Genomic DNA, 26,586 nt, shown 5'->3' with positions numbered 1-26,586 from the left:
GTGACATCCCACCGCACCGGAGCACCGCCGGCACCGCCCCGGCAGGTCACGGCCGGCCGCGCCCGCCGTAAGGTACGGGCATGTCCGTTGGCGGGTGGCAGTCCATTCTCGTGCTCGGTGGGATCCGGTCCGGCAAGTCCGACTACGCCGAGTCCCTGGTCACCGGGAATCCGGTGGTGCGTTACGTGGCGACGGGAGCGGCGGATCCGTCCGACGCCGAGTGGCTCGCCCGGATCGAGGAGCACCGGGCACGCCGGCCGACCGACTGGCACACCGACGAGGCCACCGGGGATCCGGGCCGGCTGATCGAAGCGATCTCATCGGCCCGTGCGGAGGAGACGCTGCTCGTCGACGACGTGGGCGGCTGGGTCGCCGCGCTGCTCGATCCGGCTCGGCAACCGGCCGATGACCGGGGCGCCATCGCTGAGCTCGCCGCCGCGGTGCGGTCCTGTCCGGCCCGGTTGGTGCTGGTCAGCCCGGAGGTGGGGCTGGCGCTGGTGCCGTCCACACCGGTCGGCCGGGCGTTCGCGGATGCGCTCGGCCTGACCAACCAACTGTTGGCCGAGGTGGCCGACGCGGTGGTGCTGGTCGTGGCCGGACAGCCGGTGCAGCTGAAGTCGACCGGGCTGGCCGCAACCGAGCAGGCCAGGCCGGAGCCGACCGAGCAGGCCAGGCTGGCGAGCGGCCCGGAGCAGCCTGAGCAGGCCGGCCCGGAGCTGGCGGCGGCCGATGGTTCCGGCACGGCGGCGCAGATCACCCCCGGGATGACCCTGCCGATGCCGGCAGAGAGGACCCGGGCCGCCGGCGTCGCCCGGCTGGGCCGGCTGGACCTGCCCGGCGCCGGGTTCGGTGCGCTCGAGAATGTCATCGGGTTCGCCGCCGGTACGCAGGACGCGGCCAGCCCGCGACCGTGGGACCCGGTCCAGGTGGTGCTGATCCACGGCGACCACGAAGGTGGAGTCGCCGCCGGCGACAGCCCGCAGGACTCGGCGCGCCGGGCCGACCAGGCCCGCGCCGGCCACGGGGCCCTGGCGCGGCTGGCCGCCACCGCCGGTGCGGTCGTCGACGTCGTCGCCGCTCCCGTCGCCGCCCCGATCGAACACCGATCGGCGCTGACCCCCGACGAGGTGGACAGCGCGTTGGCGACCGGGTGGGAGATGGCGCAGCGGGCCGGCCGGGCCGGCGTGGCGGCGATCGTCATCGCCGCCTGCGGCGCGGGCGGTGCCGCCGCAGCGGCCGCGGTCGTCGCGGCGACCACCGGCGCGGAGCCGGCGGCGCTGCTCGGCCGGGTGCCGGCGGCGGGCGGAAAGGTCGACGACGGCGCGTGGATGTCACGGTGCGCTGCGGTACGTGACGCGCTGCAACGCACTCGGCGCGGCACCCGTGGTGCCCGGGAGGTACTGGCCGAGTACGCCGGCGGGGAGATCGCGGTGGCCACCGGGGTGCTGCTCGGTGCGACCACCAACCGGATCCCGGTGCTGTTGGACGGTCCGGTCGGGGTGGCCGCCGCGCTGGTCAGCCGGGATCTCGCCGGCCAGGCCCGGCACTGGTGCCTGCTGCCCGACCATGGTCGGCAGCCGACTGTGCGGCACGCGGCGGACGTACTCGGCCTGACCCCGCTGCTGGACCTGCGGCTCGACCTGGGTGAGGGCGCCACCGCGCTGGCCGCGTTGCCGCTGCTGCGTTCGGCGCTCGCCCTGGCCGACACGCTCGACGAGCACCCGACGTTCGCCGGACCGGGGCCGGCCGGCCCCGGTCCGGCCGCTGCCGACCCGGTGCGGTGACCGGCGCGCGGCCCACCGGTGCGGTGCACACCGTCTCCGCCGGCGTCCGGCTCGCCGTCACCACCTTCACCGTGTTTCCGCTGCGGCCCGGCGCGGTGCACCGGGCGGCGGCGGCCGTGGCGATGTCGGTCGCCCCGGTGGTCGGCCTCGGGCTGGGCGTGCTCCTCGCAATGGCCCTGCTCGCGCTCTCGGCCGCCGGCACCCCCGCGCTGGTCGCCGCAGCGCTCGTGACGGGCCTGGCCGCAGCGTCGACCCGGGGACTGCACCTGGATGGGCTGGCCGACACCGTCGACGCGCTCGGCTCACACCGGCCCGCTGACGGCGCACTGGCGGTGATGCGCCGGCCGGACGTCGGTCCGTTCGGCGTGGTTGCCCTGGTCGTCGTACTGCTGGCGCAGACGGCGTCGCTCGGGTCGCTACCGGCCGGCCGGTCGTGGCCGGCGGTCCTGGCGACGGTCGCCGCCGCAGTCGCGGCAGGCCGGCTCGCGGTCACCTGGGCCTGCCGCCAGGCCGTGCCGGCCGCCCGACCGGACGGGCTCGGCGCGCTGGTGGCCGGCACCCAGCGGTGGCCGGCGGTGGCGGCCGGCACGGTCCTGGTCGCCGCCGTGGCGGTCGCCGCCGTACCCGACCGCCCCTGGCAGGGGCCGCTGGTCGTGCTGGGCGCGGTGCTGCTGTGGCTGATCTGGCTGCGCCATCTGGTACGCCGGTTCGGCGGGATCACCGGCGACGTGCTGGGTGCCGGCGTCGAGTTCACCAGCACCGCCGTCTACCTCGGCCTGGTGACCGTGCGGTAACCCGGTGGCCGGTGAGCGGCGGCGCCGACCGTGCGCCGGCCGCGGGCCATGGCGATCGGCAACCTCGGCCGCCACGGGTCCGGTGCGCGGTAGCGTTCACCTCGCCAGCCACGTACGACCCGGGGGGACAACCTGATGGCCGCGAGTTCGGACGACCTGCTGCTGCCGGTTCCGGTGCCGGAGTCGCTGGTCGCCACCTACCTGGTCCCGGTGGTACCGCCGGACGTGGCCGTACCGGATGCGCTGGACGCGGTGGACCGGCTCGGTGACCGGCTGTCCCGGCCGGTACGTGACCTGACCCGGCAGGTGCTCGGCAGCCCGCTGATGACCGTGCAGACCCGCCCGGTCGACCGGCTGCCGGAGCTGCCGCCGGACCTGTTGGCCGCGTTCGGGGCCACCGGCGGCCAGCTGGCCCGGCTGCGCACCGCGCAGCGTTGCGTGGTGGTGCAGGCCAGCTACCGGCCGGGTTGGCCGCCGGCGCACGAGTGGGCCGCGCGGGCGGTCGGCGCGGCGCTGGCCGACGCGCTCGGCGTCGACCTGATCGACCTGTTCGGGCTGCAGTTCCTCGACCCGGCCGGCGCGTTGCGGTCGCTGCCCGACGCCGACGGACGGATCCGCCTGGTCGACTGGGTCCTGGTGCCCTACTCCCCCGACGACGACGGGCTCTGGTTCACCACGAAAGGGCTACGTCGGTTCGGGCTGCTGGAGCTGCAGGCGCAGCAGGTGCCGCCGAGATTCGTCCGGGCCTGGGGGGCGATCATGACCGGGACCGCCCGACGGCTGCTGCGGATCTGGACCGAGGCGTTGGCTGAACCGGAGCCGCCGGCCTTCGTCCAGCTGCCGGTGAACCTGCCGGTGTCCGGCCACGACATCGCCGTCGCGTACGGCAACCAGGACCGGCACGATTCGGCGGGTTCTGCGCTCCTGCGGATCGTGCTGGACCCGTCGACCGATCCGGAGGCCGACTCCTTCCTCACCCTCCGTCCGCCGCCGCAGGTGGCCGACAGCGACGCCGGGGACTATTTCACCCAGGTCTGCGGCGAGCTCTTCGGCGCCGGGCAGCCGGAGATCCACTACGCTCGACAGAGCGACGCGATGGCGCAGGCGATCACCACCGCCCGCCGGTCGCTGGGCGAGGTCCGGGCCCGGTTCCTCGCCCGCACGCTCGGCGGTCAACTGCTGGTCAAGTACGGTCTCACCGCGCCGGACGGCCACGAGTACGTGTGGGCCAGCGTCACCGGCTGGCCGCATCCCGGCCGGATTCACGCGGCCAGCACGGTCGACGCGGTCTGCGACCCGACCGTACGGGTCGGCAGCCCGGTCGAGGTGCACGCCGCGGACGTGGTCGACTGGGCGCTGATCAGCGGGGACCGGATGGTGGAGGGTGGTTGGACCGAGTCGGTGCTCGATCAGGGCGACCGGGGCCCGATCGGGCGGTGAACGGCCCGGCCGGGCGCTGAGCCGGGACGCAGGCAGCGCAGCTGGCAGTCAACGCACCGATGACGGCACGAACGGCGGGGTCACCACCCGCATCGGCGCGCGCCGGCCGCGCACGTCGACCTGCACCTCGACACCTTCGGTCGGCACTGCGGCGGTGTCCAGCAGAGCCAGGCCGACGCCTGTCTTGCGGGTCGGCGAGAACGTACCGCTGGTCACCGCACCGACCTGCGCTCCGTCGAGCAGCACCGCCATGCCGGGTCGCGGGATGGCCCGCTGTACGGCCTGCAGACCGCGCAGCAGCCGGGCCGGCCCGGCCGCCTTCTCCGCCAGCAGTACGGTCCGACCCCAGAAGTCCGGTTTGCGCCAGCCAACCGCCCAACCGAGCCGGGCCTGCACCGGGGTGACCGCCACCGTAAGGTCCTGACCGTGCAGCGCATACCCCATCTCGGTACGCAGCGTGTCCCGCGCGCCCAGCCCGCAGGCCCGCGCGGCGACCGGTGTCTCGGCGGCCAGCAGCAGGTCCCACACCCGGCCCGCCGCCTCGGCCGGCACCACCAGTTCGTAGCCGTGCTCGCCGGTGTACCCGGTCCGGCAGACGACCAGGTCGGTGCCGGCCAGCCGACCGGCGGCGAAGCTCATGTACGGATGCCCGGTGGGCAGCCCCAGCCCGGCGAGCAGTCCGGCCGAGGCAGGTCCCTGCACCGCCAGTACGGCGTGCCCGGTGTGCTCGTCGGTCACCGTGACCCCGCCCGGCGCCGCCGCCCGCAGCCGGCCGACCACCTCGCCGGTGTTGGCCGCGTTGGGCACCAGGAACACGTGGTCGTCGGCGTACCGGTAGGCGATGATGTCGTCGACGACGCCGCCGGTGGCGTCGTCGCAGCAGAGCGTGTACTGGGCCGAGCCGGCGGTGATGCGGTCCAGGTCGTTGCTGAGACAGGAGTTGACGAACGCCGCCGCGCCGGGTCCGGTGACCCGGGCCTTGCCGAGGTGCGACACGTCGAACACGCCGACGGTGTCACGCACCGACTCGTGCTCACGCAGTACGCCGCCGCCGGCGTACTCCAGCGGCATCTGCCAGCCGCCGAAGGCCGCGAACTTCGCGCCGAGCGCGACGTGCCGGTCGTGCAGTGGGGATTTGCGCGGCGCGCCGTCCCCGGTCATGGTCACCTCGGTCATGGGAGGCAACTTACCGGCGGACCCGCAGGTGGCTAGCATCGGCGGGGCACCACCCCGTCCGGCGGAGCAAGTTGCGCCGGAGACCAACCCGCCGGTCGCCCACAAGGCGACCGGCCCAGCTGCCCGGAGATGCCGAGTGACATCAACCACCACAACCCTGGACCTGGTCGACACCGACCCCGCTGAGCTGGCCGTGGACGCGCTGGTGATCGGCGTACACAGTCAGGACCAGCCGGACGCAGACCAGGCGGCGGACGGCGCGCCGGGCACGACGCCCGCCCTGCTGCTGGCGACCGGGGCGGAGAGCATCGCGGTCGCGTTCGAGGGTCGACTGACCGAGACCCTTAGTCTACTCGGCGCCACCGGAGCCGCCGGCGAAGTGATCAAGCTGGCCACGCTCGGTACGGTCGGGCCGCCGCTGCTGGTCGCAGTCGGGCTGGGTCCGGAGCCGACCGGCGCGGCACCCGCCCCGGAGACGCTGCGCCGGGCCACCGGCGCGGCGGTACGGGCGCTCGCCGGCACCTCGCGGGTCGCCGTGGCGCTGCCGGTCCCGGATGACGCGGACGGACCGGCGGCACTGCGCGCGGTCGCCGAGGGCGCGCTGCTCGGTAGCTACCGGTTCGCCGGCTACAAGACCCGGCCGCAGCCGGGTCGACGGGCACCGGTCGCCTCGATCGCCCTGCACGTCACCGACGCCGCCGACCCCGCGGTGCGGGCCGAGGTGGCCCGGGCGGAGGCGGTCGCCGCGGCGGTGATCGCCTGCCGGGACTGGGTGAACACCCCGCCGAACGAGCTGCGGCCACCGGCGTTCGCCGATTCGGTACGGGACGCTGCGGTCGCCGCCGGGCTGACCGTGCAGGTGCTGGACGAGCAGGCGCTGGTCGACGGGGGCTACGGCGGGATCCTCGCCGTGGGCGGCGGCTCGGCCGCACCACCCCGGCTGGTGATCCTCTCCTATACCCCGCCGGAGGCGGCCCCGGACGCCCCACGGGTCGCGCTGGTCGGCAAGGGCATCACCTTCGACACCGGCGGAGTGTCGATCAAGCCGGCGCAGGGCATGTGGGAGATGAAGTCGGACATGGCCGGCGCGGCCGCCGTCGGGGCGGCGATGCTGGCGATCGCCGCGCTGCGGCCGTCGGTGCCGGTCACCGCGTACCTGCCGATGGCGGAGAACATGCCGTCGGGTATGGCGTACCGGCCCGGCGATGTGGTGACCATGTTCGACGGCAAGCGGGTGGAGGTGCTCAACACCGACGCCGAGGGCCGGATGGTGCTCGCCGACGCGATGGCCCGGGCCTGCGCGGACGGCTGCGACTACCTGCTCGAGACCTCGACGCTGACCGGCGGTCAGGTGGTCGCGCTGGGCAAGCGGATGGCCGGGGTGATGGGCAGCGACGAGCTGTGTGCCCGGGTACGGGCCGGCGGGGACGCGGTGGGTGAGCCGGCCTGGCCGATGCCGCTGCCCGACGACGTCCGCAAGGGCATGGAGTCGGAGGTGGCGGACATCAGCCAGGTGAACTCGGCGATGGACCGGGCCGGCCACATGCTGCAGGGCGGGGTGTTCCTCCGCGAGTTCGTCAGCGAGGGGGTCGCCTGGGCGCACCTCGACGTCGCCGGCCCGGCCTACCACTCCGGCGAGCCGTTCGGCTACTGGAGCAAGGGCGGCACCGGCGTACCGGTGCGCACGCTGGTGCACCTGGTGCAGGACATCGCGGCCAACGGCTGACCCGTCACAGCCCGACGCGGGTCGGGTGCCGGCCGGCACCCGACCCACGCGGGGACGTCAGCCCCGGTCGGCCCGGTCGGCCCGCTTGCGCCGTTCGTTGAAGTCCCGCATCCGCTGCGGGTAACCGACCAGCGCCACGTCGTAGATCGGGATGGCCATCTTGTGCGCGAAGCGACGGGCGGTGTCCGGGCCGTCGACCCGACGACGGGTCCACTCACCGTCGTACGCGATGAGCATCACCGTCGTCTCGGTAACCGTGGTCCGGGGCTCGATGAACGCCTCGACCCCGCGGCGGCTGCGGACGAACTCCTCGAGATGGTCGAGATCGGCCCGGTTCGCCGGCCGGCCTCCCGGTGCCCCGCTCGACTGCTTGCGCCGACGAAACCACGCCACCGGCGTTCCCCTCCCCCAGCTGACAAGACCGCGCAGGTGCCGGCCGGGCGGCCTGGTGCGGTCGGGCCGGCCCGGCTGTCCCACGCCCGCGCGCATAGACGGACAGGGCAAGCCTACGTTGCGACCACGTGTCCTTGGGCACCTCGTTGAGCGTTCAGACACTACAAGTGACAAGATGGCCGGGGAAAGTCTGCCCGTTCCATGGGACGACGCGGGGGACGGCCCTCCTGTGCAGCGACGTGACCTGGGAGTGAACTGTGAGTGAGCCGAACGGCGGGACCTTCGACCTGGTCATCCTCGGCGGCGGTAGTGGAGGCTACGCGGCTGCCCTGCGCGCCGTACAACTCGATTTGTCGGTAGCCCTGATCGAGAAGGACAAGGTCGGTGGCACCTGCCTGCACCGTGGCTGCATCCCCACCAAGGCGCTGCTGCACGCCGCCGAAGTGGCCGACAACGCGCGCGAGTCCGAGCAGTTCGGCGTCAAGGCGGACCTGGTCGGCATCGACATGGCCGGAGTGAACAGTTACAAGGACGGCGTGGTCGGCCGGCTGTACAAGGGCCTGCAGGGCATGATCAAGTCTTCGAAGATCACCTACGTGGCGGGCACCGGCCGGCTGGTCGGCCCGGACACCGTCGAGGTCGACGGGGCCCGGTACACCGGCCGCAACGTGATCCTGGCCACCGGGTCCTACTCGCGCAGCCTGCCCGGCATCGAGGTCGACGGCGAGCGGATCCTGACCAGCGAGCACGCGCTGGAGCTGGACCGGGTGCCGTCGTCGGCGATCGTGCTCGGCGGCGGGGTGATCGGTGTCGAGTTCGCCAGCGTCTGGCGCTCCTTCGGCGTCGACGTGACCATCGTCGAGGCGCTGCCCCGGCTGGTCGCCGCCGAGGACGAGGAGTCGTCCAAGGCGCTGGAGCGGGCGTTCCGCAAGCGCGGCATCGGGTTCAAGACCGGCAAGCCGTTCGAGAAGGTCGAGCGCACCGAGTCCGGCGTCCGGATGACGATCGCCGGTGGCGAGACCCTGGAGGCCGAGCTGCTGCTGGTCGCCGTCGGGCGTGGGCCGGTCACCGCCGACCTCGGGTACGAAGAGCAGGGTCTGAAGATGGACCGTGGCTTCGTGTTGACCGACGAGCGGCTGCGGACCAACCTGCCGAACGTCTACGCCGTGGGCGACATCGTGCCCGGCCTGCAGCTGGCCCACCGCGGCTTCCAGCAGGGCATCTTCGTCGCCGAGGAGATCGCCGGCCGCAGCCCAGCGGTGATCGACGAGAGCGGCATCCCCCGGGTCACCTACTCGGACCCGGAGCTCGCGTCGGTCGGGCTGACCGAGGCGAAGGCCAAGGAGCAGTACGGGGCCGACAAGGTCAAGACCTACAACTACAACCTCGGCGGCAACGGCAAGAGCCAGATCCTCAGGACGACCGGCTTCGTCAAGCTGGTCCGGGTCGTCGACGGCCCGGTCGTGGGACTGCACCTGGTCGGTGCCCGGGTCGGCGAGCTGATCGGCGAGGCGCAGTTGATCTACAACTGGGAGGCCGACCCGGCCGACGTCGCACCACTCGTACACGCCCACCCGACCCAGGGCGAGGCGCTGGGCGAGGCCCACCTGGCCCTGGCCGGCAAGCCGCTGCACGCACACGCCTGACTAGAGGAGTCTTGTAGATATGCCGGTATCGGTCACCATGCCCCGGCTCGGCGAGAGCGTCACCGAGGGCACCGTCACCCGCTGGTTGAAGCAGGAAGGCGACCGGGTCGAGGTCGACGAACCGCTGCTGGAGGTCTCCACCGACAAGGTCGACACCGAGATCCCGTCGCCTGCGGCCGGGGTGCTCACCCGGATCGTGGTGAGCGAGGACGAGACCGCCGAGGTGGGCAGCGAACTCGCGGTCATCTCCGGCGGTCAGGAGGACGGCGGCCAGCAGGACGACGGTGGACAGGACGACGGTGGGCAGACCGCCCCCGCCGAGCCCACCGCTGGCGCGCCGCAGGAACAGCCGGCCGAGCCGGAGCCGGCCCAGCCGGCGGCCGACAGCGCCCCACCGACGGCCGGTGGCGACGCCACCGCGGTCCGGATGCCGGCTCTCGGCGAGAGCGTCACCGAGGGCACCGTCACCCGCTGGCTCAAGCAGGTCGGTGACTCCGTGGAGGTCGACGAACCGCTGCTGGAGGTCTCCACCGACAAGGTCGACACCGAGATCCCGTCGCCGGTCGCGGGGACGCTGCTGGAGATCAAGGTGCCGGAGGACGACACCGCCGACGTCGGTGCCGAACTGGCACTGGTCGGCAGCCCGGGCGGGGCCTCGGCTCCGGCGGCGCCGGAGCCGGCCGCCGCATCGGAGCCGGCCGCCACGCCGCAGGCCCAACCCGCCCAACCGACGCCGGCGGCCCAGCCGGAGCCGGCCGCTCCCGCGCCGGCCCAGCCGGGTGCGTCGTACGCCAGCCCGGCCCCGGCCGCCGAGTCCGCCGCTCCGGCGCAGGCCACGCAGGCCGCAGCACCGGCACAGCAGAGCGCACCGGCGGCCCCGCCGGCCAGCGCCAACGGTGACGGCGGTTACGTCACCCCGCTGGTCCGCAAGCTCGCCGCCGAGCAGGGGGTCGACCTGGCCTCGGTGCGCGGCACCGGGGTCGGCGGGCGGATCCGCAAACAGGACGTGCTGACCGCGGCCGAACAGGCGCGGGCCGCCGCCGAGCGGGCCAAGGCCGAACAGGCCAAGCCGGCGGCACCGGCCGCGGCACCGACGGCGGCGAAGGCACAGCCCAGCCCGCTGCGGGGCCGGACCGAGAAGATGAGCCGGACCCGGACGGTCATCGCCAAGCGGATGCACGAGTCGCTGCAGAGCTCGGCGCAGCTGACCACGGTCGTCGAGGTCGACGTGACCAAGATCGCCCGGTTGCGGGCCCGGGTCAAGGGTGACTTCCAGGCCAAGCACGGCGTCAAGCTGTCGTTCCTGCCGTTCTTCGCGCTGGCGGCGGTGGAGGCACTGCGCACCTACCCGGTGGTGAACGCCTCCATCGACATGCAGGCCGGCACGATCACCTACCCCGACGGGGAGCACCTCGGCGTGGCGGTGGACACCGAGCGGGGTCTGCTGGTGCCGGTGATCCGTGACGCCGGCGACCTCAACCTCGGTGGGCTGGCGCGGCGGATCGCCGACGTGGCCGAGCGGACCCGGACCAACAAGATCGGGCCCGACGAGTTGTCCGGTGCCACCTTCACGCTGACCAACACCGGCAGCCGGGGGGCACTGTTCGACACCCCGATCGTGCCGTTGCCGCAGGCCGCCATCCTCGGCACCGGAGCGGTGGTGAAACGCGCCGCCGTGGTCGACGACCCGGAGCTCGGCGAGATCATCGCACCCCGGTCGATGGTCTTCCTGGCGCTGTCCTACGACCACCGGCTGGTCGACGGCGCGGACGCCGCCCGGTTCCTCAGCGCGGTCAAGGAGCGGCTGGAGGCCGGCGCGTTCGAAGGCGAGCTCGGCCTGTCCTGACGGCGTTCCACGACAGAGCGACCCCGGTTGCCGTAGCGGTGGGTGCCGGCCGATCCCGGCCGGCACCCACCGCCGTTTTGCACCGGATGGCGGTGGTCCGCATCCGGCACCACCGCGATCAGCGAAGATGTCCGCATGCGCATCCTGCTGGCCGGCGCGTCCGGCTTCCTCGGCACCAGACTGACCGACCACTTGCACAGCTGCGGACACGAGACCGTACAACTGGTCCGCCGGCCGGCGCGCGGGCCGGCGGAGTTCAGCTGGTCGCCGTCGGCCGGGCAGCTCGACCCGGCGGTGTTCACCGGCATCGACGCGGTGATCAACCTGGCCGGTGCCGGGGTCGGCGACAAGCGTTGGACCGACGGTTACAAGGCGTTGATCCGGTCCAGCCGGGTGGACAGCACCACCACGCTGGCCACCGCGATGGCCGGGCTTGCGGCAGCGGACCGACCGGCGGTGCTGCTGAACTCGTCAGCGGTCGGCTGGTACGGCGACACCGGCGACCAGCCGGTCGAGGAGAACGCCCCGGCCGGTGAGGGTTTCCTGGCCGACGTGGCCCGGGTCTGGGAGGCGGCCACCGGGCCGGCCGAGAACGCCGGCGTACGGGTGGTCCGGCTGCGCACCGGTCTGCCGTTGCACCGCGACGGCGGTCTGCTCAAGCCGCAGCTGCTGCCGTTCCGGCTCGGCCTGGGCGGCAAGCTCGGCAGCGGGCGGCAGTGGGTGCCGTGGATCGCCATGCAGGACTGGCTGCGGGCGGTGACCTTCCTGCTGGATCACGATGACATCTCCGGCCCGGTCAACGTGGTCGGGCCGGCGCCGGTGACCAACGCGGCGTTCGGCAAGGCGCTCGGGGCGGCGGTGCACCGACCGGCGGTGCTGCCGATCCCGGCGTTCGCGTTGCACGTGGCGCTGGGCGAGTTCGCCACCGAGGCGCTGCGGTCCTCCCGGGTGTTGCCTGGGGCGCTGACCGAGGCCGGGTTCACCTACCGGTACCCGGACCTGCCGGACGCGCTGCACGCCGCCCTGACGCAGGCGTGACCTCGCACCGGGTGGCTTCCGGACCGGTCAGAGCTCCGGACCGGTCAGAGCAGGGCCGGAAGCAGATCGGTGCCGATGGCGGTGATCAGGTCGCCGGTGCCGGCCGGGCCGGCGCCCTCGACCATCAGCACCAGCCGGTGGGCGCCGACGGTCGCCGCGCTGGCGGCGAGCCGCGCGGCGCACTCGGCCGCGCTGCCCAGTGGGTGGATTCGCAGCAGGCGCTCGGCGTAGCCGTCGAGGTCCCGGTGGGCCGGCGACGAGCCGTCGATCCGGACGTACTCCCGGGTGGTGGCCAGCCAGGGTGGCAGGGTCCGGCGAAGCTGACGCTCGGCGGCGGCCCGGGAGTCGGCGAGCCCGATCAGATGCACCGAGGCGTGCGGCACGACGGCCGGGTCGTGCCCGTTGGCGGCGGCGACGTCGGCGTACCGGGCCAGCGTGGCGGCCTTCGCCGCGTCGTCGTCGTGCACCCCGAGCAGCAGCGGATGCCCTCGGGCGGCCGCGAGGTCGACCGTCGCCGACGAGGTCGCCGCCACCCAGACCGGGATCGGGCGGGCCGGTCGGGGCACCACCGGCACGTCGCGGAACGTGAAGAACCCGCCGTCGGCCCCGACCGTCGCCGCGCCGGAGAGCCAGCACCCCAGCAGGTCCAGCGACTCGGCGAAGCCGTCCCGGTACCGGTCCAGGCCGGTACCGAAGACCTCCAGATCCACCCAGGGACCACCGCGGGCGACCCCGAGCCGGAACCGGCCGGCGGAGACCGTGTCCAGCAGGACCGTCTCCTCGGCGAGCGCGACCGGATGCCGGTTGGACAGTACGGCCGCCGCGGTGCCGACGGCGATCCGACGGGTGGCGCCGAGCAGGTAGCCGGCGAGGGTGGTGGCCGACGGGCACTGCCCGTACGAGACGAAGTGGTGTTCGGCCAGCCACACGCCGCCGAGGCCGGCTGCCTCGGCGGCGCGCGCGTAGTCGACGGTGGCCGGCAGACCGTGTGCCGCCAGCAGGAACAGGTCCACTGCCGGCCGGTTCAGGTCGCCGGCCACCGGCGCGGTGGTCGGATCAGCAGTCACGCAGCTCGGGTGACTGGTTGCGCAGCTGGGCCACCGGGGAGATGAACTCCTGGTAGGTCTCACCGCCGACGGCGGAGAGTTTGAAGGCGGCCACCCGGTGGCAGTTCTGGAAGGCGAACTTGACGCCGAAGTGCCGCTCCAGGCCGCCCCGGATCGCGTCGCTGGCCAGCGCCCGCAGCAGTTGGCCACGCTCGGCCTCGCTGGGAGGCGGCACCGCGTGGTCGGCGAACTCGGCCGTGCCGCCCTGGGCCTCGGCGGCCACCTGGGACACCACCGACCAGGCGTACGGCAGGGACTGGCGTACGCAGTCGACGAACTCAGCATCGTCGATCCGGCCGGCTTCGGCCCGCTCCAGCAGGGCGGCGGGTACGTCGAGGGACATGCTTTCTCCTCACGCTGACGGTCAGCGGACCAGCAGATCTGGCCCGAGTACGAACTCCGGGTCGACCTGGTCGGCGAGGTTCTCGCCGACCCGGTCGTTGGCCCAGGCGGCGGCGTTACGCAGGTGGAACTCCACCGCCTGCCGGGTGTAGCTGGCCCAGTCCTTGCCACAAGCATCGACGGCCGCACGCATCGTGTCCAGCGCGTCACGGTTCGCCGGCTCCATCGCGGTGATCGGCTGGTGTCGACCCCGCTCGGCCGCCTTGACAAAGGCCGACCGGCCGATCCAGGTCAGCAGGTCAGCGCCGACGTGCTCGCGCAGGAAGTCCACGTCCGACTCGTCGTCGATCTTGTTGCCGATCACGTGCACGCGTACGCCGTAGTCGCGGGCGTACCCGACGTACTGCCGGTAGACGCCGACGCTGCGCACCGTGGGCTCGCAAACCAGAAAGGTGGTGTCGAACCGGGTGAACAGCCCGGAAGCGAACGAGTCGGCCCCGGCGGTCATGTCGACGACCACGTACTCGCCGGCGCCGTCGACCAGGTGGTTGAGCAGCAGTTCCACCGCGCCGACCTTGGAGTGGTAGCAGGCGACACCGAGATCGTCGGTGGCGAACGGCCCGGTCACGGCGAGCCGAATGCCGGCCACCTCGCGGACCAGCGCGTCGTAGATCCGGTTGACCCCGGCGACGGTGAGCAGCCGCGAGCCACGTCCGGGCGGGGTGGTCTTGACCATCGCCGCGGCCGAGCTGATCCGGGAATTGTCGCCGCGCAGGTACTCCTTGATGTCGGCCAGGTGGTCGCCCAGCGCCGGCAGCAGCACCGCCTCGTCGTCGCTGGCGCCGAGGGCCGCGGCGAGATGCTGGTTGATGTCGGCGTCGACCGCCAGCAGCGGCGGCGCACCATCGACGCCGACCGGGGTGGCCGCGAGGTGGCGGGCGAACAGGGCCGCCAGGGTGGTCTTGCCGCTGCCACCCTTACCGACAAAACAGATCTTCACCGTGGATCTCTCCCAAACAACTCAACAGGTACGCGTACATTGGAAGTCATTTCCAATAACTTCGTCAAGCCTAGGTACGGCACGGGCGTGTCGGGCGAAATTGGTACTCTCCGCCGGTGCCGACCGCTCCGTCCCCACTGCCCGACAGCGCCGCGACCGACCGGCCGGTGACCAGCGGCCGTCCACCGGGCCGGGCCGGCGGCCCGGCCCGCCGGCGCGCCGACCTGGTCGTCGCGGTGGTCGCGGTGGCCCTCGCCGGCTGGGTCACCAGCGGGCTGTCGGCCGGGCCGGACAGCCGGGCGATCACCGTCAACTCCAGCGACCAGGCGCTGTTCGAGTGGCTACTCGGCTATGGGGCGTACGCGCTGACCCACGGCGAGAACCCGTTGTTCACCTACCTGCTCAACGCCCCCGACGGGGTGAATCTCGCGGTCAACACCTCGATCACCGTGTACGCGGTGCTGTTCGCGCCGCTGACCTTCCTGATCGGGCCACCGGCGACCTTCCTGGTCATCCTCACCCTCAACCTGGCCGGCACCGCTTTCGCCTGGTACTGGCTGCTGTCCCGGCTGCCCACCGGCGACAACGGCGCGCCGTTCGTGCCGTCCCGGCTGGCGGCCGCCGTCGGCGGACTGTTCTGCGGCTTCGCGCCGGCGATGGTGTCGCACGCCAACGCCCACCTCAACTGGACCGCCGGCTGGCTGGTGCCGATCATCGTCTGGCGGGTCCTCGCGCTGCGTGGGCGCCCCGGGGCGCGGCCGCTGGACCGGGGCGGCTGGGTGCGCAACGGCCTGATCCTCGGCCCGCTCGTCGCGGCGGCCTTCTCGATCGCCGCCGAGGGCCTGTTCTTCACCGCCCTGGCCTGCGGCGTGTTCCTCGGCGTCTCGGCGCTGGACCGCAGCCGCGCCGCCGAGGTCCGCGACGCGCTCCCCCGACTGCTGCGCGGCCTAGCGCTCACTGCGGTCGCGGCGACCGCACTGTTGGCGTACCCGTTGTGGTTGCACTTCTTCGGCCCGCAGGTGTTCCACGGCACCGGTTTCGACGCCCGGGTGCACAGCGAGGACATCCTCGCCTACGGGGCGTTCCCAGAACGCTCGCTCGCCGGTGTCGCCGGGCTGGGCACCGGGCTGGCGCCGAACGAGACCGAGGAGAACAGCTTCTTCGGCGTACCGCTGCTGATGTTGACCGTCGGCTGCCTGGTGCTGCTCTGGCGGGCCGCCGATCCCGGCCGCCGGGCCACGCTGCGGGCCCTCGCCGTCACCGCCGCACTGTTCGCGGTGCTATCCCTCGGCCCCCGACTGAAGATCGGCGGGACGATCACCGACATCCCGCTGCCGTACGCCCCGTTGGCCGGCGCACCGGTGTTCAACGCCGCGCTGCCGGCCCGGCTGGCCATGGTGGTCACCCCGGTCATCGGCATCCTGCTGGCGCTGACACTGAGCCTGCTACTCACCCGTCGGGCGGCCGGGCAGGCGCGGTACGGCCGGTGGTGGGCAGCAGCGTTCGCTGCGGCGCTGCTGCCGCTGACCCCGGCCAGTCTGCTCACCATCGAACGGGAGCCGATCCCGGACTTCATCACCTCCGGTGCCTGGCGCGACCACGTCAGCCGGGGCGGGGTGCTCGCCCCGGTGCCGTTCACCCTCGACGTGCTCCCCGACGGTCAACGCTGGCAGGCGTACGCGTTCGCGCACCGGCAGGGCGAGTTCGCCATCCCGTCCGGCTTCTTCCTCGGCCCCGGCGGACCGGACGGCCGGGGCCGGATCGGACCGGTCCCCCGGGCCACCGACGGGCTGCTGCACGAGGTCGCCCGCACCGGCGTGGTGCCGCCGATCACCGACGCCGACCGGGCCGCCGCCCGCGCCGACCTGCGGTACTGGGACGCCGAGGCGGTGGTGCTCGCCGACCAGGTGCACGGGGCGAAGTTCCCGGTCGACGCCGAGGCCCTGCTGACCGCGACCACCGAACTGCTCGGCCCGCCGCAGCGGATCACCGACGTCTGGCTCTGGCCGGCGCCCGAAGGCGGCTGGTGAGCCGGACCACGGACCGGCCCGACCGACCGGTAACGGACTAGGCTGGACGGCGTGACCAGCACCCTTCCCCGCGCGCGCGGGGTCCGAGCCGGAGTCGTCGACTACCAGATCGCCTGGCAGGAGCAGCGTCGACTGCACGCCGCCGTGGTCGCCGGCGAGGAGCCGGACACCGTGCTCCTGCTGGAGCACCCGAGCGTGTACACGGCCGGCAAGCGCACCGAACCGTGGGACCGCCCGGTGGACGGCACCCCGGTGGTGGACGTCGACCGGGGCGGCAAGATCACCTGGCACGGCCCGGGGCAGCTGGTCGGCTACCCCATCGTCCGGTTGCCGGAACCGATCGACGTGGTCGCCTACGTACGCCGGGTCGAACAGCTGCTGATCGACGTCTGCGCCGAGTTCGGGCTGGCCGCCACCCGCCTCGACGGGCCGAACCACAGCGGCGTCTGGGTGCCGGCCGACGACCGTGGACCGGCCCGCAAGGTGGCGGCGATCGGCATCCGGGTCGCCCGCGGGGTCACCCAGCACGGCTTCGCGATCAACTGCGATCCGGACCTGACGGCGTACGACCGGATCGTGCCGTGCGGTCTGCGCGACGTCGGCGTCACCTCGCTGAGCGCCGAGCTCGGCCGGCCGGTGACCGTCGCCGAGGTGCTGCCGGTCGTCGAACGGCACCTGGCCACGCTCGGGTGAGCCGGCAGCTCTCGGGTCCGCCGGCCGATCGATGCCTCGGGTGAGCCAACTCACCCGGTGAACGGCGGCCGCACGGTCGCCCAACCGCCCGAGCGGGCATCGGCCGGCGTAGGCTGGCAAGGGTGACCATTGCTCCGGAGGGACGACGCCTGCTGCGCCTGGAGGTCCGCAACGCCGAGACCCCGATCGAGCGCAAACCCCCGTGGATCAAGGTCAAGGCCAGGATGGGGCCCGAGTTCACCGAGCTGCGCGGGCTGGTGCAACGGGAAGGGCTGCACACCGTCTGTCAGGAGGCCGGCTGCCCCAACATCTACGAGTGTTGGGAAGACCGGGAGGCCACCTTCCTCATCGGTGGGGACCAGTGCACCCGGCGCTGCGACTTCTGTCAGATCGACACCGGCAAACCGGCCGAGTTCGACGCCGACGAGCCCCGCCGGGTCGGCGAGTCGGTCGCGGCGATGGATCTGCGCTACGCCACGGTCACCGGGGTGGCCCGCGACGACCTGCCCGACGGGGGTGCCTGGCTGTACGCCGAGACCGTCCGGCAGATTCACGCACTGCGGCCCGGCTGCGGCGTCGAGTTGCTGATCCCGGATTTCAACGGCGACGCCGGCCAGCTCGACGAGGTGTTCGCCGCCCGACCGGAGGTGCTCGCCCACAACGTCGAGACGGTGCCCCGGATCTTCAAGCGGATCCGGCCGGCCTTCCGGTACGAGCGCTCGCTCCAGGTGCTCACCCGGGCCCGCACGGCCGGTCTGGTGGCCAAGTCCAACTTGATCCTCGGCCTCGGCGAGGAGCGCTCCGAGGTGTCACAGGCGCTGCGCGATCTGCACGCCGCCGGGTGCGAGCTGGTCACCATCACCCAGTATCTGCGCCCGACGCCGCGGCATCACCCGGTGCAGCGCTGGGTCAAGCCGGAGGAGTTCGTCGAGCTGCGCGAGGAGGCCGAGCAGATCGGCTTTTCCGGGGTGATGAGCGGCCCGCTGGTGCGTTCGTCGTACCGCGCCGGCCGGCTCTACCGGCAGGCGCTGCGCCAGCGCGAGGCCCAGCCGCTGGCCGGCTGACCGCCCGGTGAACGGCTTCGCCCCCGGCAACTAGACTCCCTCGCATGGCGAAACCCCAGGAGAAGGTGTCGTTCGGCCAGCGGCTGAAGCAGATCGGCATGGTGTTCTCGTTCACCGCCAAGCGCGACAAGTGGTTCGTCCCGCTGGCGGTGGCCGCCGTCGTGCTGCCGCTGGCGATCACCGTACCGGTGGTGATCGCCTTGGGGTGGATGTGGCTACCGGTCGGCATCCTGGTGGCGCTGCTCGCCGTACTGATCGTGCTGAACCTGCGGTCGAACACGGCGATGATGAACGTCGCCGAGGGCCAGCCGGGTGCGGCGGCCTCGCTGCTGGAGAACATGCGCGGCGACTGGCGGGTGACGCCGGCGGTCAGTTCGACCACCCAGATGGACATGGTCCACCTGGTGATCGGGCGGCCCGGGGTGATCCTGCTCGCCGAGGGCAACCCACAGCGGGTCCGGGGGCTGCTCGGTCAGGAGAAGCGGCGGCTGGCGAAGGTGATCGGCAGTGCGCCGCTGTACGACTACGTGATCGGCACCGACGAGGGCGAGTTGTCGATCCGCAAGATGCGTACGACGTTGATGCGCTTGCCGCGCAACCTGACCGGCAAGGACGTCAACGCGTTGGACAAGCGGCTGACCGCGTTGTCGGCCCGGCCGCAAATACCCAAGGGCGCCATTCCGAAGAACATGCGCCCGCCGAAGGGCGCCTTCCGGCAGACCCGCGGCCGCTGACCGGCGGTCGCCGCCATTGCGGTCCGACCCGGGTCGCGGGCCGGGCGGTGCGGTCGTGGGTCAGCGGGGGGCGGCGACGACGACCGATCCGGCGGCCCGGTCGTGCAGGCCGCGCCGCCGCCCGTCCATCACCAGGGGCGGGATCACCAGGGCCAGCAGCAGTCCGCGCAGCAGTGCCCGGGGTACGCCGATCCGGCCGCCGTCGGCGTCCGAGACGCACCGGATCCTGGCCAGCCACATCCCCGGGGTCTGGGCGAACAGGCCCAGGAAGAAGCCGTACTCGGCGATCAGCACCACCACCGGTGGCCAGCCGGAGCGGGCCGGGTCGGCGAAAAGGCTGGAGATTAGCACACAAAGTAGCCAATCAATCACCAGAGCGCCGGTTCGTCGTAGCAGACTCGGCACCTCGTCACCCTGCCCCGCCGGGCCACCGGTCGCTCCACCCGCAGCCGCATTTGCGCTTGCCGCCACGCTGCCCCCTCCCGATACCCACGAACGGCCAGACTAGTCTGGGCCGTCTGCCGTATCCTGCGGGGGACGATTGGTCGGGATCACGCTCCGCACCGGACGTAACACGGCGGAAACATTAGAGACATGGTGGGGCAACCCTGCGGCCATAGCGTCGCGACCAGCATAGCCATCAGTGCGACGTGCCAGGAGGACGTGTGTTCGCCAATCCCGAGGAACTACTGCGGTACCTCAAAGACGAGGGCGTGAAATTCGTCGACGTACGCTTCTGTGACCTGCCCGGCGTGATGCAGCACTTCAACTTGCCGGTCGAGTCGGTCGACGAGGACATTTTCACCACCGGCCTCGCCTTCGACGGGTCTTCGATCCGTGGTTTCCAGGCGATCCACGAGTCGGACATGCTGCTGCTGCCGGATGTCGCCACCGCCTTCATCGACCCGTTCCGGATCGAGAAGACGCTGGCGCTCAACTTCTTCATCCACGACCCGTTCACCCGGGAGCCGTACTCCCGGGACCCGCGCAACGTGGCCAAGAAGGCGGAGGCCTACCTGGCGGCGAGCGGCATCGCCGACACCGCCTACTTCGGGCCCGAGGCGGAGTTCTACATCTTCGACTCGATCCGCCACGAGACCTCCGCGAACCAGGCCTACTACTACATCGACTCGATTGAGGGCTGGTGGAACAGCGGTCGCGAGGAAGAGGGCGGCAACCGCGGGTACAAGACCAACTACAAGGGCGGCTACTTCCCGGTGCCACCGGTCGACCACTACGCCGACCTGCGTGACAAGATCGTCCGCAAGCTGATCGACACCGGCTTCACCGTGGAGCGGTCGCACCACGAGGTCGGCACCGCCGGCCAGGCCGAAATCAACTACAAGTTCTCCACCCTGCTGCACGCCGGCGACCAGCTGCAGCTGTTCAAGTACATCGTGAAGAACACCGCCTGGGCCAGCGGCAAGACGGCGACCTTCATGCCGAAGCCGCTGTTCGGCGACAACGGCTCCGGCATGCACACCCACCAGAGTCTGTGGCTCAATGGTGAGCCGCTGTTCTACGACGAGACCGGCTACGCCGGCCTGTCGGACACCGCCCGCTGGTACATCGGCGGTCTGCTGCACCACGCGCCGTCGCTGCTGGCCTTCACCAACCCGACGGTCAACTCGTACCGCCGGCTGGTGCCCGGCTTCGAGGCACCGGTCAACCTGGTGTACTCGCAGCGCAACCGGTCCGCCTGCACCCGCATCCCGGTTACCGGCAGCAACGGCAAGGCCAAGCGGGTCGAGTTCCGGGTGCCGGACCCGTCGGCCAACGTCTACCTGGCCTTCTCGGCCATGCTGATGGCCGGTCTGGACGGCATCAAGACCAAGATCGAGCCGCCGGAGCCAATCGACAAGGACCTGTACGACCTGCCGCCGGAGGAGTGGGGCAACGTCAAGCAGGTGCCGGGTTCGCTGCCGGCCGTGCTGGACTCGCTGGAGGCCGACCACGACTTCCTGCTTGAGGGTGGGGTCTTCACGCCGGACCTCGTCTCCACCTGGATCGACTGGAAGCGGTCCAACGAGGTCGACCCGGTCCGCCTGCGGCCGACCCCGCACGAGTTCGCAATGTACTTCGACTGCTGATTCCGGCCGCGCCGGTCCAGCACTGGACGACGGCGGTGGGGGCGGGCCTCGGCTCGCCCCCACCGCCGTTTCGCTGCCCGCCCCGGTCTCGTCCGACGTCCGTCAGCTCGCGTCGGGGTGCCGGGCGGATCGGACCGCCCGCACCACCAGCACGACGATCAGCGCGCACATGGCCACCGTGCCCGGCGCCTTGGTGAGCGCGGCGACCCCCGAACCGTCCGGCAGGACCAGGAAACCGGCGACCGCCACCGGCAGCAGGAACCACCCGGTGCGGTACGCGGCGGCGGCCAGCAACGCCAACGGCCAGCTCAGATACCACGGGTAGACGACCGGCGCGGCGAGCACCGTGGCGGCCAGCGCCAGCCCTGCCCCGAACACCACGGTCCCCCGGTCCCAGGTCGCCGGTGGGCCGACGGAGTCCGCCACCGGCACGGCACGACCGTCCGGGCCCCGCCAGCCGGACAACGGGTCACCGCCGCGCCACACCCGCCACCACAGCCACACGAGGAAACCGGCGAGCAGCGCCAGGCCCACCACGCGGACCGCCCCCACCGCGTCCAGTCGCACCCCGACCAGCCGCCCCAGGTAGTCGATCAGCAGCCCGACAGCGGTCGGCGGCGAGGTCCACTGCCGCGAGTCGCCGCTGCGGGACAGCCCGTTCACCCAGCCCAGACCGAGCCCGGACAGCGCCGTGGTGGCCGCGACCGCGCCGACCGCCCCCGCCACCACCAGCGCCCCGGCCCGTACCAGGGCGGCCGGTCGGCGCGGCCCGGCCACCGCGAGCACCGCCGCGAACGGTACGACCACCAGGGCCGTCGCCTTCACCGCGACGGCCAGCCCGAGCAGCAGCCCACCGGCGACGGTCGCCACCGACGCACCACCGATGCCGTCGGTCCCTGGATCGGTCACACGGGCCGATCCGGCGGCGATCACCCATAACGCCGCGACCAGCAGACCGACCATCAACGCGTCGTTGTGCGCCCCCGAGACCAGGTGGATCAGCGCCACCGGGCAGCCCAAGGTCAGCCAGAGCGCCCGGCCGGCCGGCAGGCCGCACCTGGCGGCCAGACCGGGCAGCGCCACCGCCACCAGCACCAGCCCGGCCACGGCGGTCAGCCGCAGCGCCAGCAGGGTGCCGGTCAGACCGGCACCGACCGCGACCGCCAGCCCGGCGAGCCAGACGACCAGTGGCCCGTACGGGGCCGGGGTGTCGCGCCACAACGGGGCGACCGCGTCGACCCAGGGACAGCCCTGACCGGCCACTCCGGAGTACGGGTCGCCACCGTCGCGCAGGATCCAGCCCTGGCAGGCGTACGAGTAGATGTCCCGGCTGCCCAGCGGCGGCGCCACCAGCAGCGGCACCGCCCAGATGCCGACGGTGGTCGACGCCCACCGTACCGACGGCACACCGTGCCGGGCCGACCACCAGGCCCACACCATCGCACCGGTGCCGGCGGCCCAGGCGAGCACGCTGAGCACGCCGGTTCCGCTGGTGAAGACCGCCCAGCCGGCGGCCGGTGGTTCGGGCAGCGCGCCGCCCAGGCCGGCGGCGACCGCGAGGGCGACCGCGCCGGCCAGACCGACGTAGCGGATGAGGTGGTACCGCGTTCCGGCGTCGCCGCAGCGGTCAGGCACCGAGGACCCGCTCCGCTGCGGCCCGGCAGCGGCGGGCGGTCCGCAGGTAGCCGTCCAGGAACTGGCCGGGGTCGGTACCGCCGAGCAACCGGACCACCCCGGCCAGCTCGGCACCGTGCCGGGGCAGTTGGTCGGTGGCCCGGCCCCGGACCAGCATCAGCGCGTCGCGGACCCGGGAGGCGAGGACCCATCCGTCGTGCAGCGCGGTCGCGTCGGCCCCGTCGACCAGGCCGGCGTCGCGGGCCGCAGCCAGCGCGACCAGGGTACGGGTGTCGCGCAGCGCCGGCACCGCGTGCCCGTGCCGCAGCTGGGTCAACTGCACCGCCCATTCGACGTCGGCGAGCCCGCCCCGGCCGAGCTTGGTGTGAGTGGCCGGGTCGGCGCCGCGCGGCAGTCGTTCGGTCTCCACCCGGGCCTTGATCCGGCGGATCTCGACGACCTGCTCCCGGCCCAACCCGCCGGCCGGGTAGCGGACCGGGTCGGCGACGGCGACGAACTCCTCGCCCAGCGACGGGTCGCCGCAGACGAACCGGGCCCGCAGCAAAGCTTGCGCCTCCCACACCTTCGCCCACCGGGCGTAGTACTGGGCGTACGCTGCGAGGCTGCGCACCAGCGGCCCCTGCCGGCCTTCGGGGCGCAGGTCGGCGTCCACCCCGAGCGGTGGATCGGGGGCCGGCATGCCGAGCAGCCGGCGCAGTTCCTCGGCGACCGCCCGGGCGGCGGCGCTGGCCTCGTCGTCGGCGAGGCCGGGCGGTGGGTCGTAGACGAAGAGCACGTCGGCGTCGGAGGAGTAGCTCATCTCGTACCCGCCGAGGCGGCCCATGCCGATGATCGCGAACCGCAGACCATCCGGCGGCGGCACAGTCTCGACCGCGACCCGCAGCGCGGCGGCGAGCGTGGCGTCGGCCACGGCGGACAGCCCGGCACCGACGGCGGCCACGTCGAGCCGGCCCCGGGCTTCCCGGGCCGGGGCCAGCGCGCCGGCCCGGTTGAGCACGTCGGCGCAGGCCAGCCGGAGCAGTTCGCGGCGGCGCAGGGCCCGCACGGCGCAGACCGCCTGGACCGGATCCGGCGGCTCGCCGCCACCGCTGCCAAGGTGGCGGGCCGCAGCGGCATCGAAGCCGGCGCGCAGCACCGCCGCGTCGCGCGGGGTGAGCTCGGCGTCGGCCGCCAGCATCCGCAGCGCCTCGGGCTCGCGGGCCAGCAGGTCGGCGGCGTACCGGGACAGCCCGAGGGTACGGGCGAGCCGGCCGGCGACCAGGCCTTCGTCGCGCAGCAGCCGCAGATACCAGGGGGTGCTGCCGAGCTTGTCGGAAACCTGCCGGTAGCTCAGCAGCCCCCGGTCCGGCTGGGGAGCGTCGGCGAACTCCTGCAGCAGCACCGGCAACAGGGTGCGCTGGATGGCGGCGGTCCGGGAGACGCCGCCGGTGAGCGCTTCCAGATGCCGCAGCGCCCCGGCCGGGTCGGCGAAGCCCAGCACCTCGAGCCGGCGCCGGGCGGCCTGCGGGGTCATCCGCAGCGACTCGGCCGGCACCCGGGCGACTGATTCGAGCAGCGGCCGGTAGAGCAGCTTGGCGTGCAGCCGGCGTACCTCGGTGGCGTGGCTGACCCAGTCGGCCCGGAATGCCTCGACGACGTCGGTTTCGGGCGTCGAGGCATAGCCGAGGGCCTGGGCGAGCCAGCGCAGCGCCACCGGGTCGGCCGGCACGGTATGGGTACGGCGCAGCCCCTGCAGTTGCAGCCGGTGCTCGACACCGCGCAGGAACCGGTAGCCGCGCAGCAGCGCCTCGCCGTCGGCGCGGCCGACGTACCCGCCGGCGACCAAGGCCCGCAGGGTGGGCAGCGTGCCGGGGGCCCGCAGCGTCTCGTCGACCCGACCATGCACCAGTTGCAGCAGCTGGACGGCGAACTCGATGTCGCGCAGCCCGCCGGGGCCGCGTTTGATCTCGCGTTCCAGCTCGCGGGGCGGGACGTTCTCGATGATCCGGCGGCGCATGGCGCGCACGTCCTCGACCGCCTCCGGGCGCTCGGCGGCATGCCAGACCAGCGGCGACAGCAGCCGGATCCACTCCTGCGCGAGGTCGCGGTCGCCGGCCGCCGGCCGGGCCTTGAGCAGCGCCTGGAACTCCCAGGTTCGGGCCCACCGCTGGTAGTAGGCGAGGTGGCTGCCGAGGGTACGGACCAGCGGCCCCCGGTTGCCTTCCGGGCGCAGCGCGGCGTCCACCGGCCAGGCCACCAACCCGCAGATGTGGATCAACCGGGTGGCGACGGTGGTGGCAACCGTCAGGTCGGCGTTGTCGGCGGCGACGAAAATCACGTCCACGTCGGAGACGTAGTTCAGCTCGTTGCCGCCGCACTTGCCCATCGCCACCACGGCGAGGCCGGGCGGGCCGCTGCCGTCGGGCAGCTCGGCGACGGCGATGTCGTACGCGGCGGACAGGGTCGCGTCGGCCAGCGCGGACAACGCCGCCATGGTCTGTTCCAGGCACCGTCCCCCGGTCAGGTCGGCCGCCGCGATACGCAGCAGGGCCAACCGGTACGCCTGGCGCAGCGCGGTGATCGCCGCCGCGCCGACCAGCGGGGTCGGCGCGGCGGTCGAACCAGCGGCCGTCTCGACGGTCGACGCGGCGTCGGCGATGGTCGGGGCGACGGCGAGGACACCGTCGGCGGTGGGGGCCACCCCGTTCTCGGTGGCGAGCACCGACCACTGGTCCGGGTTGGCGACCAGATGGTCGCCGAGACTGGATGAGGCACCGAGGACGGCGATCAGCCGTCGACGCAGACCGGGGTCGGCGTGCAGGGCGTCGAGCACCGGCGACCCGCCGGTGCCGAAGCCGCCGGTGCCGGTGCCGCGCCGCTGCGCCTCGACGAGCCGGTGCAGCTGGCGCAGCGCCAGATCGGGGTCGGCGGCCCGGGACAGTGCGGTCAGCAGTTCGGCGGCCGGCGGGTCGACGGGCTGCTGCGCCTGTACCTGCCACAGCCCGAGCCCGTCGGGGCCGAGCAGGTCGGCGGCCCGGACGGTGTCCGTGCCGCTGACGTCGAAGCCGTATCGGGCGAGCCGGCCGGTGGCACTGGTCGGTCTGGTCATCGGGGGCCTAACTGCCGAGCAGTGGAAGGGTCCGGGGGATGTCCGAGTCGGGCAGCTGGCCGAGGGCGAGCGCGGCGAACCGGACGGCGAACGGTTGCCAGACCTCCTCGATGTCAGCGAGCACCTCGACGCAGGCATCGACGACCACGTCGGCGGGCAGGCGCAGCTCGGTCAGGATGGTCGACCCGGCCGCCCAGGTGCTGACCATGTCCCGGTCGCACTCGATGTGGAACTGCAGCCCCCAGGCCCGGTCACCGAGGCGGAACGCCTGGTGGGGGTAGTGCGTGGAGGCGGCCAGCAGCACCGCGCCGTGCGGCAGCTCGGTGATCTCGTCGACGTGCCACTGCAGCACGTCCGGCGCGAGTGGCACGTACCGGAACAGCGGGTCGGTGGCGGCGGCGTCCCGCTTGCCGACCAGGGCGGGCCCGATCTCCGGGCCGGCGGCGCTGCGTTCGACGGTGCCGGCGTGCGCGGTGGCGAGCAGGTGCGCGCCGAGCCCGATGCCGAGGGTCGGGATCCGGTGGCGGACGGCCTTGCGCAGCAGCCCTTCGACCGCAGGCAGCCAGCTGGCGGCCGGGTCCGGACCGACGGCGGACGGCCGGCCGCCGAGGACGATCACCGCCGGTCGGTCGGCCAGGTCGGCCGGGACCGGGTCGTCGGCGTACGGGCGGCACACCTCGATCGGCAGGCCGGCTTCGGCGAGCCACTCCCCCAGCCGTCGCAGATCGTCGGTCGGGTCGTTCTCGATCACCAGAGCGCTGCCCACGTGTCGAGGCTATCCAATCGGCCGGGGCGGTGACCGTAGGTGGTCCCTGCGTGCTCGCGGTTGCGTACTCGTAAAATCTGCTCGCTCGGACCGGAACCAAATCTGCTCGTTCGGACCGGGAACCTCGCGTAGTCTCGCGCCGGTGACCGACCCGCGACCGGCCGACCGCCGAGGTGGCGAGCTGCTTTCCCCAGC

The 26,586-nt window shown here is 73.1% G+C and carries 21 protein-coding genes; 12 read left to right on the top strand and 9 right to left on the bottom strand.

The window, feature by feature from the left end; translation table 11 throughout:
• Nucleotides 1–80 precede the first annotated feature (80 nt).
• From ACFHW1_RS10200 to ACFHW1_RS10190, 3 genes are all read left to right on the top strand, one after another.
• Nucleotides 81–1,784 (top strand): bifunctional adenosylcobinamide kinase/adenosylcobinamide-phosphate guanylyltransferase, encoded by a 1,704-nt coding sequence (locus tag ACFHW1_RS10200; protein ID WP_416551498.1) that lies wholly within the window; start codon nt 81–83, stop codon nt 1,782–1,784.
• A complete protein-coding gene (locus tag ACFHW1_RS10195) occupies nt 1,781–2,578 on the top strand; it encodes an adenosylcobinamide-GDP ribazoletransferase (RefSeq protein WP_416551496.1) in 798 nt (265 codons plus the stop codon). Before ACFHW1_RS10200 ends, ACFHW1_RS10195 begins: the two co-directional genes overlap by 4 nt.
• Nucleotides 2,579–2,713: 135 nt before the next feature.
• Nucleotides 2,714–4,018 (top strand): DUF2314 domain-containing protein, encoded by a 1,305-nt coding sequence (locus ACFHW1_RS10190; protein ID WP_416551494.1) that lies wholly within the window; start codon nt 2,714–2,716, stop codon nt 4,016–4,018.
• A gap of 48 nt (nt 4,019–4,066) precedes the next feature.
• On the opposite strand, the gene gcvT is transcribed toward ACFHW1_RS10190, so the two are convergent.
• A complete protein-coding gene (gcvT, locus tag ACFHW1_RS10185) occupies nt 4,067–5,194 on the bottom strand; it encodes a glycine cleavage system aminomethyltransferase GcvT (protein ID WP_416551492.1) in 1,128 nt (375 codons plus the stop codon).
• Nucleotides 5,195–5,330: 136 nt separating this feature from the next.
• Here gcvT and ACFHW1_RS10180 point away from each other — a divergent pair, with 136 nt between their 5' ends.
• Nucleotides 5,331–6,920, top strand: a complete 1,590-nt coding sequence (locus tag ACFHW1_RS10180; protein ID WP_416551490.1) for a leucyl aminopeptidase — start codon at nt 5,331–5,333, stop codon at nt 6,918–6,920.
• Nucleotides 6,921–6,977: 57 nt separating this feature from the next.
• On the opposite strand, the gene ACFHW1_RS10175 is transcribed toward ACFHW1_RS10180, so the two are convergent.
• Nucleotides 6,978–7,313 (bottom strand): hypothetical protein, encoded by a 336-nt coding sequence (locus ACFHW1_RS10175; protein WP_278170383.1) that lies wholly within the window; start codon nt 7,311–7,313, stop codon nt 6,978–6,980.
• Between the two features lie 257 nt (nt 7,314–7,570).
• Between ACFHW1_RS10175 and lpdA the strand changes: the two genes are divergently transcribed.
• The 3 genes from lpdA (at nt 7,571) to ACFHW1_RS10160 (ending at nt 11,843) form a co-directional block, all read left to right on the top strand.
• Complete coding sequence (gene lpdA / locus ACFHW1_RS10170) at nt 7,571–8,959, top strand: dihydrolipoyl dehydrogenase (RefSeq protein ID WP_416567547.1); 1,389 nt, start codon at nt 7,571–7,573, stop codon at nt 8,957–8,959.
• Between the two features lie 19 nt (nt 8,960–8,978).
• Nucleotides 8,979–10,805, top strand: a complete 1,827-nt coding sequence (sucB, locus tag ACFHW1_RS10165; protein WP_416567546.1) for a 2-oxoglutarate dehydrogenase, E2 component, dihydrolipoamide succinyltransferase — start codon at nt 8,979–8,981, stop codon at nt 10,803–10,805.
• Between the two features lie 135 nt (nt 10,806–10,940).
• The gene (locus ACFHW1_RS10160) at nt 10,941–11,843 is read left to right on the top strand and encodes a TIGR01777 family oxidoreductase (RefSeq protein WP_416567545.1); all 903 of its coding nucleotides are present in this window, start codon (nt 10,941–10,943) and stop codon (nt 11,841–11,843) included.
• Between the two features lie 44 nt (nt 11,844–11,887).
• On the opposite strand, the gene ACFHW1_RS10155 is transcribed toward ACFHW1_RS10160, so the two are convergent.
• Genes ACFHW1_RS10155 through ACFHW1_RS10145 form a run of 3 tightly spaced genes read right to left on the bottom strand, consistent with a single transcriptional unit; the run spans nt 11,888 to nt 14,291 of the window.
• On the bottom strand, nt 11,888–12,910 hold the full coding sequence (locus ACFHW1_RS10155) for an LLM class flavin-dependent oxidoreductase (RefSeq protein WP_416551481.1): 1,023 nt from the start codon (nt 12,908–12,910) through the stop codon (nt 11,888–11,890).
• On the bottom strand, nt 12,900–13,292 hold the full coding sequence (locus ACFHW1_RS10150) for an SCO5389 family protein (RefSeq protein WP_416551479.1): 393 nt from the start codon (nt 13,290–13,292) through the stop codon (nt 12,900–12,902). The genes ACFHW1_RS10155 and ACFHW1_RS10150 overlap by 11 nt, the downstream gene beginning before the upstream one ends.
• Before the next feature lie 21 nt (nt 13,293–13,313).
• Nucleotides 13,314–14,291 (bottom strand): ATP-binding protein, encoded by a 978-nt coding sequence (locus ACFHW1_RS10145; protein WP_416551477.1) that lies wholly within the window; start codon nt 14,289–14,291, stop codon nt 13,314–13,316.
• A 116-nt stretch (nt 14,292–14,407) separates the two neighbouring features.
• Between ACFHW1_RS10145 and ACFHW1_RS10140 the strand changes: the two genes are divergently transcribed.
• The 4 genes from ACFHW1_RS10140 to ACFHW1_RS10125 all read left to right on the top strand — a co-directional run bounded on the left by ACFHW1_RS10140 (nt 14,408) and on the right by ACFHW1_RS10125 (nt 18,812).
• Nucleotides 14,408–16,321: a DUF2079 domain-containing protein gene (locus tag ACFHW1_RS10140; protein WP_416615302.1), complete on the top strand. Its 1,914-nt coding sequence runs from the start codon at nt 14,408–14,410 to the stop codon at nt 16,319–16,321.
• A 51-nt stretch (nt 16,322–16,372) separates the two neighbouring features.
• On the top strand, nt 16,373–17,014 hold the full coding sequence (gene lipB / locus ACFHW1_RS10135) for a lipoyl(octanoyl) transferase LipB (RefSeq protein WP_416589652.1): 642 nt from the start codon (nt 16,373–16,375) through the stop codon (nt 17,012–17,014).
• 122 nt (nt 17,015–17,136) lie between these two features.
• Nucleotides 17,137–18,078: a lipoyl synthase gene (lipA, locus tag ACFHW1_RS10130; RefSeq protein WP_416551471.1), complete on the top strand. Its 942-nt coding sequence runs from the start codon at nt 17,137–17,139 to the stop codon at nt 18,076–18,078.
• Nucleotides 18,079–18,122: 44 nt separating this feature from the next.
• Nucleotides 18,123–18,812, top strand: coding sequence for a DUF4191 domain-containing protein (locus tag ACFHW1_RS10125; protein ID WP_416551469.1), 690 nt, complete (start codon nt 18,123–18,125; stop codon nt 18,810–18,812).
• A 60-nt stretch (nt 18,813–18,872) separates the two neighbouring features.
• On the opposite strand, the gene ACFHW1_RS10120 is transcribed toward ACFHW1_RS10125, so the two are convergent.
• Complete coding sequence (locus ACFHW1_RS10120; RefSeq protein WP_278174568.1) at nt 18,873–19,217, bottom strand: RDD family protein; 345 nt, start codon at nt 19,215–19,217, stop codon at nt 18,873–18,875.
• Nucleotides 19,218–19,477: 260 nt separating this feature from the next.
• Here ACFHW1_RS10120 and glnA point away from each other — a divergent pair, with 260 nt between their 5' ends.
• Nucleotides 19,478–20,902 (top strand): type I glutamate--ammonia ligase, encoded by a 1,425-nt coding sequence (gene glnA / locus ACFHW1_RS10115; RefSeq protein ID WP_416551467.1) that lies wholly within the window; start codon nt 19,478–19,480, stop codon nt 20,900–20,902.
• Nucleotides 20,903–21,004: 102 nt separating this feature from the next.
• Here glnA and mptB read toward each other — a convergent pair whose 3' ends face one another.
• Genes mptB through ACFHW1_RS10100 form a run of 3 tightly spaced genes read right to left on the bottom strand, consistent with a single transcriptional unit; the run spans nt 21,005 to nt 26,391 of the window.
• On the bottom strand, nt 21,005–22,537 hold the full coding sequence (mptB, locus tag ACFHW1_RS10110) for a polyprenol phosphomannose-dependent alpha 1,6 mannosyltransferase MptB (protein WP_416551465.1): 1,533 nt from the start codon (nt 22,535–22,537) through the stop codon (nt 21,005–21,007).
• Nucleotides 22,530–25,625 carry a bifunctional [glutamine synthetase] adenylyltransferase/[glutamine synthetase]-adenylyl-L-tyrosine phosphorylase gene (locus ACFHW1_RS10105; RefSeq protein WP_416567543.1) on the bottom strand — a complete coding sequence of 1,032 codons (3,096 nt, stop codon included), beginning with the start codon at nt 25,623–25,625 and terminating at the stop codon, nt 22,530–22,532. Before ACFHW1_RS10105 ends, mptB begins: the two co-directional genes overlap by 8 nt.
• Before the next feature lie 7 nt (nt 25,626–25,632).
• Nucleotides 25,633–26,391: a type 1 glutamine amidotransferase gene (locus ACFHW1_RS10100; RefSeq protein WP_416551461.1), complete on the bottom strand. Its 759-nt coding sequence runs from the start codon at nt 26,389–26,391 to the stop codon at nt 25,633–25,635.
• Nucleotides 26,392–26,586 lie beyond the last annotated feature (195 nt).

Source organism: Micromonospora sp. LOL_014 (assembly GCF_048060245.1).
Taxonomy (GTDB): domain Bacteria; phylum Actinomycetota; class Actinomycetes; order Mycobacteriales; family Micromonosporaceae; genus Micromonospora_E.
This window is presented reverse-complemented; position numbering and strand designations above follow the sequence as displayed.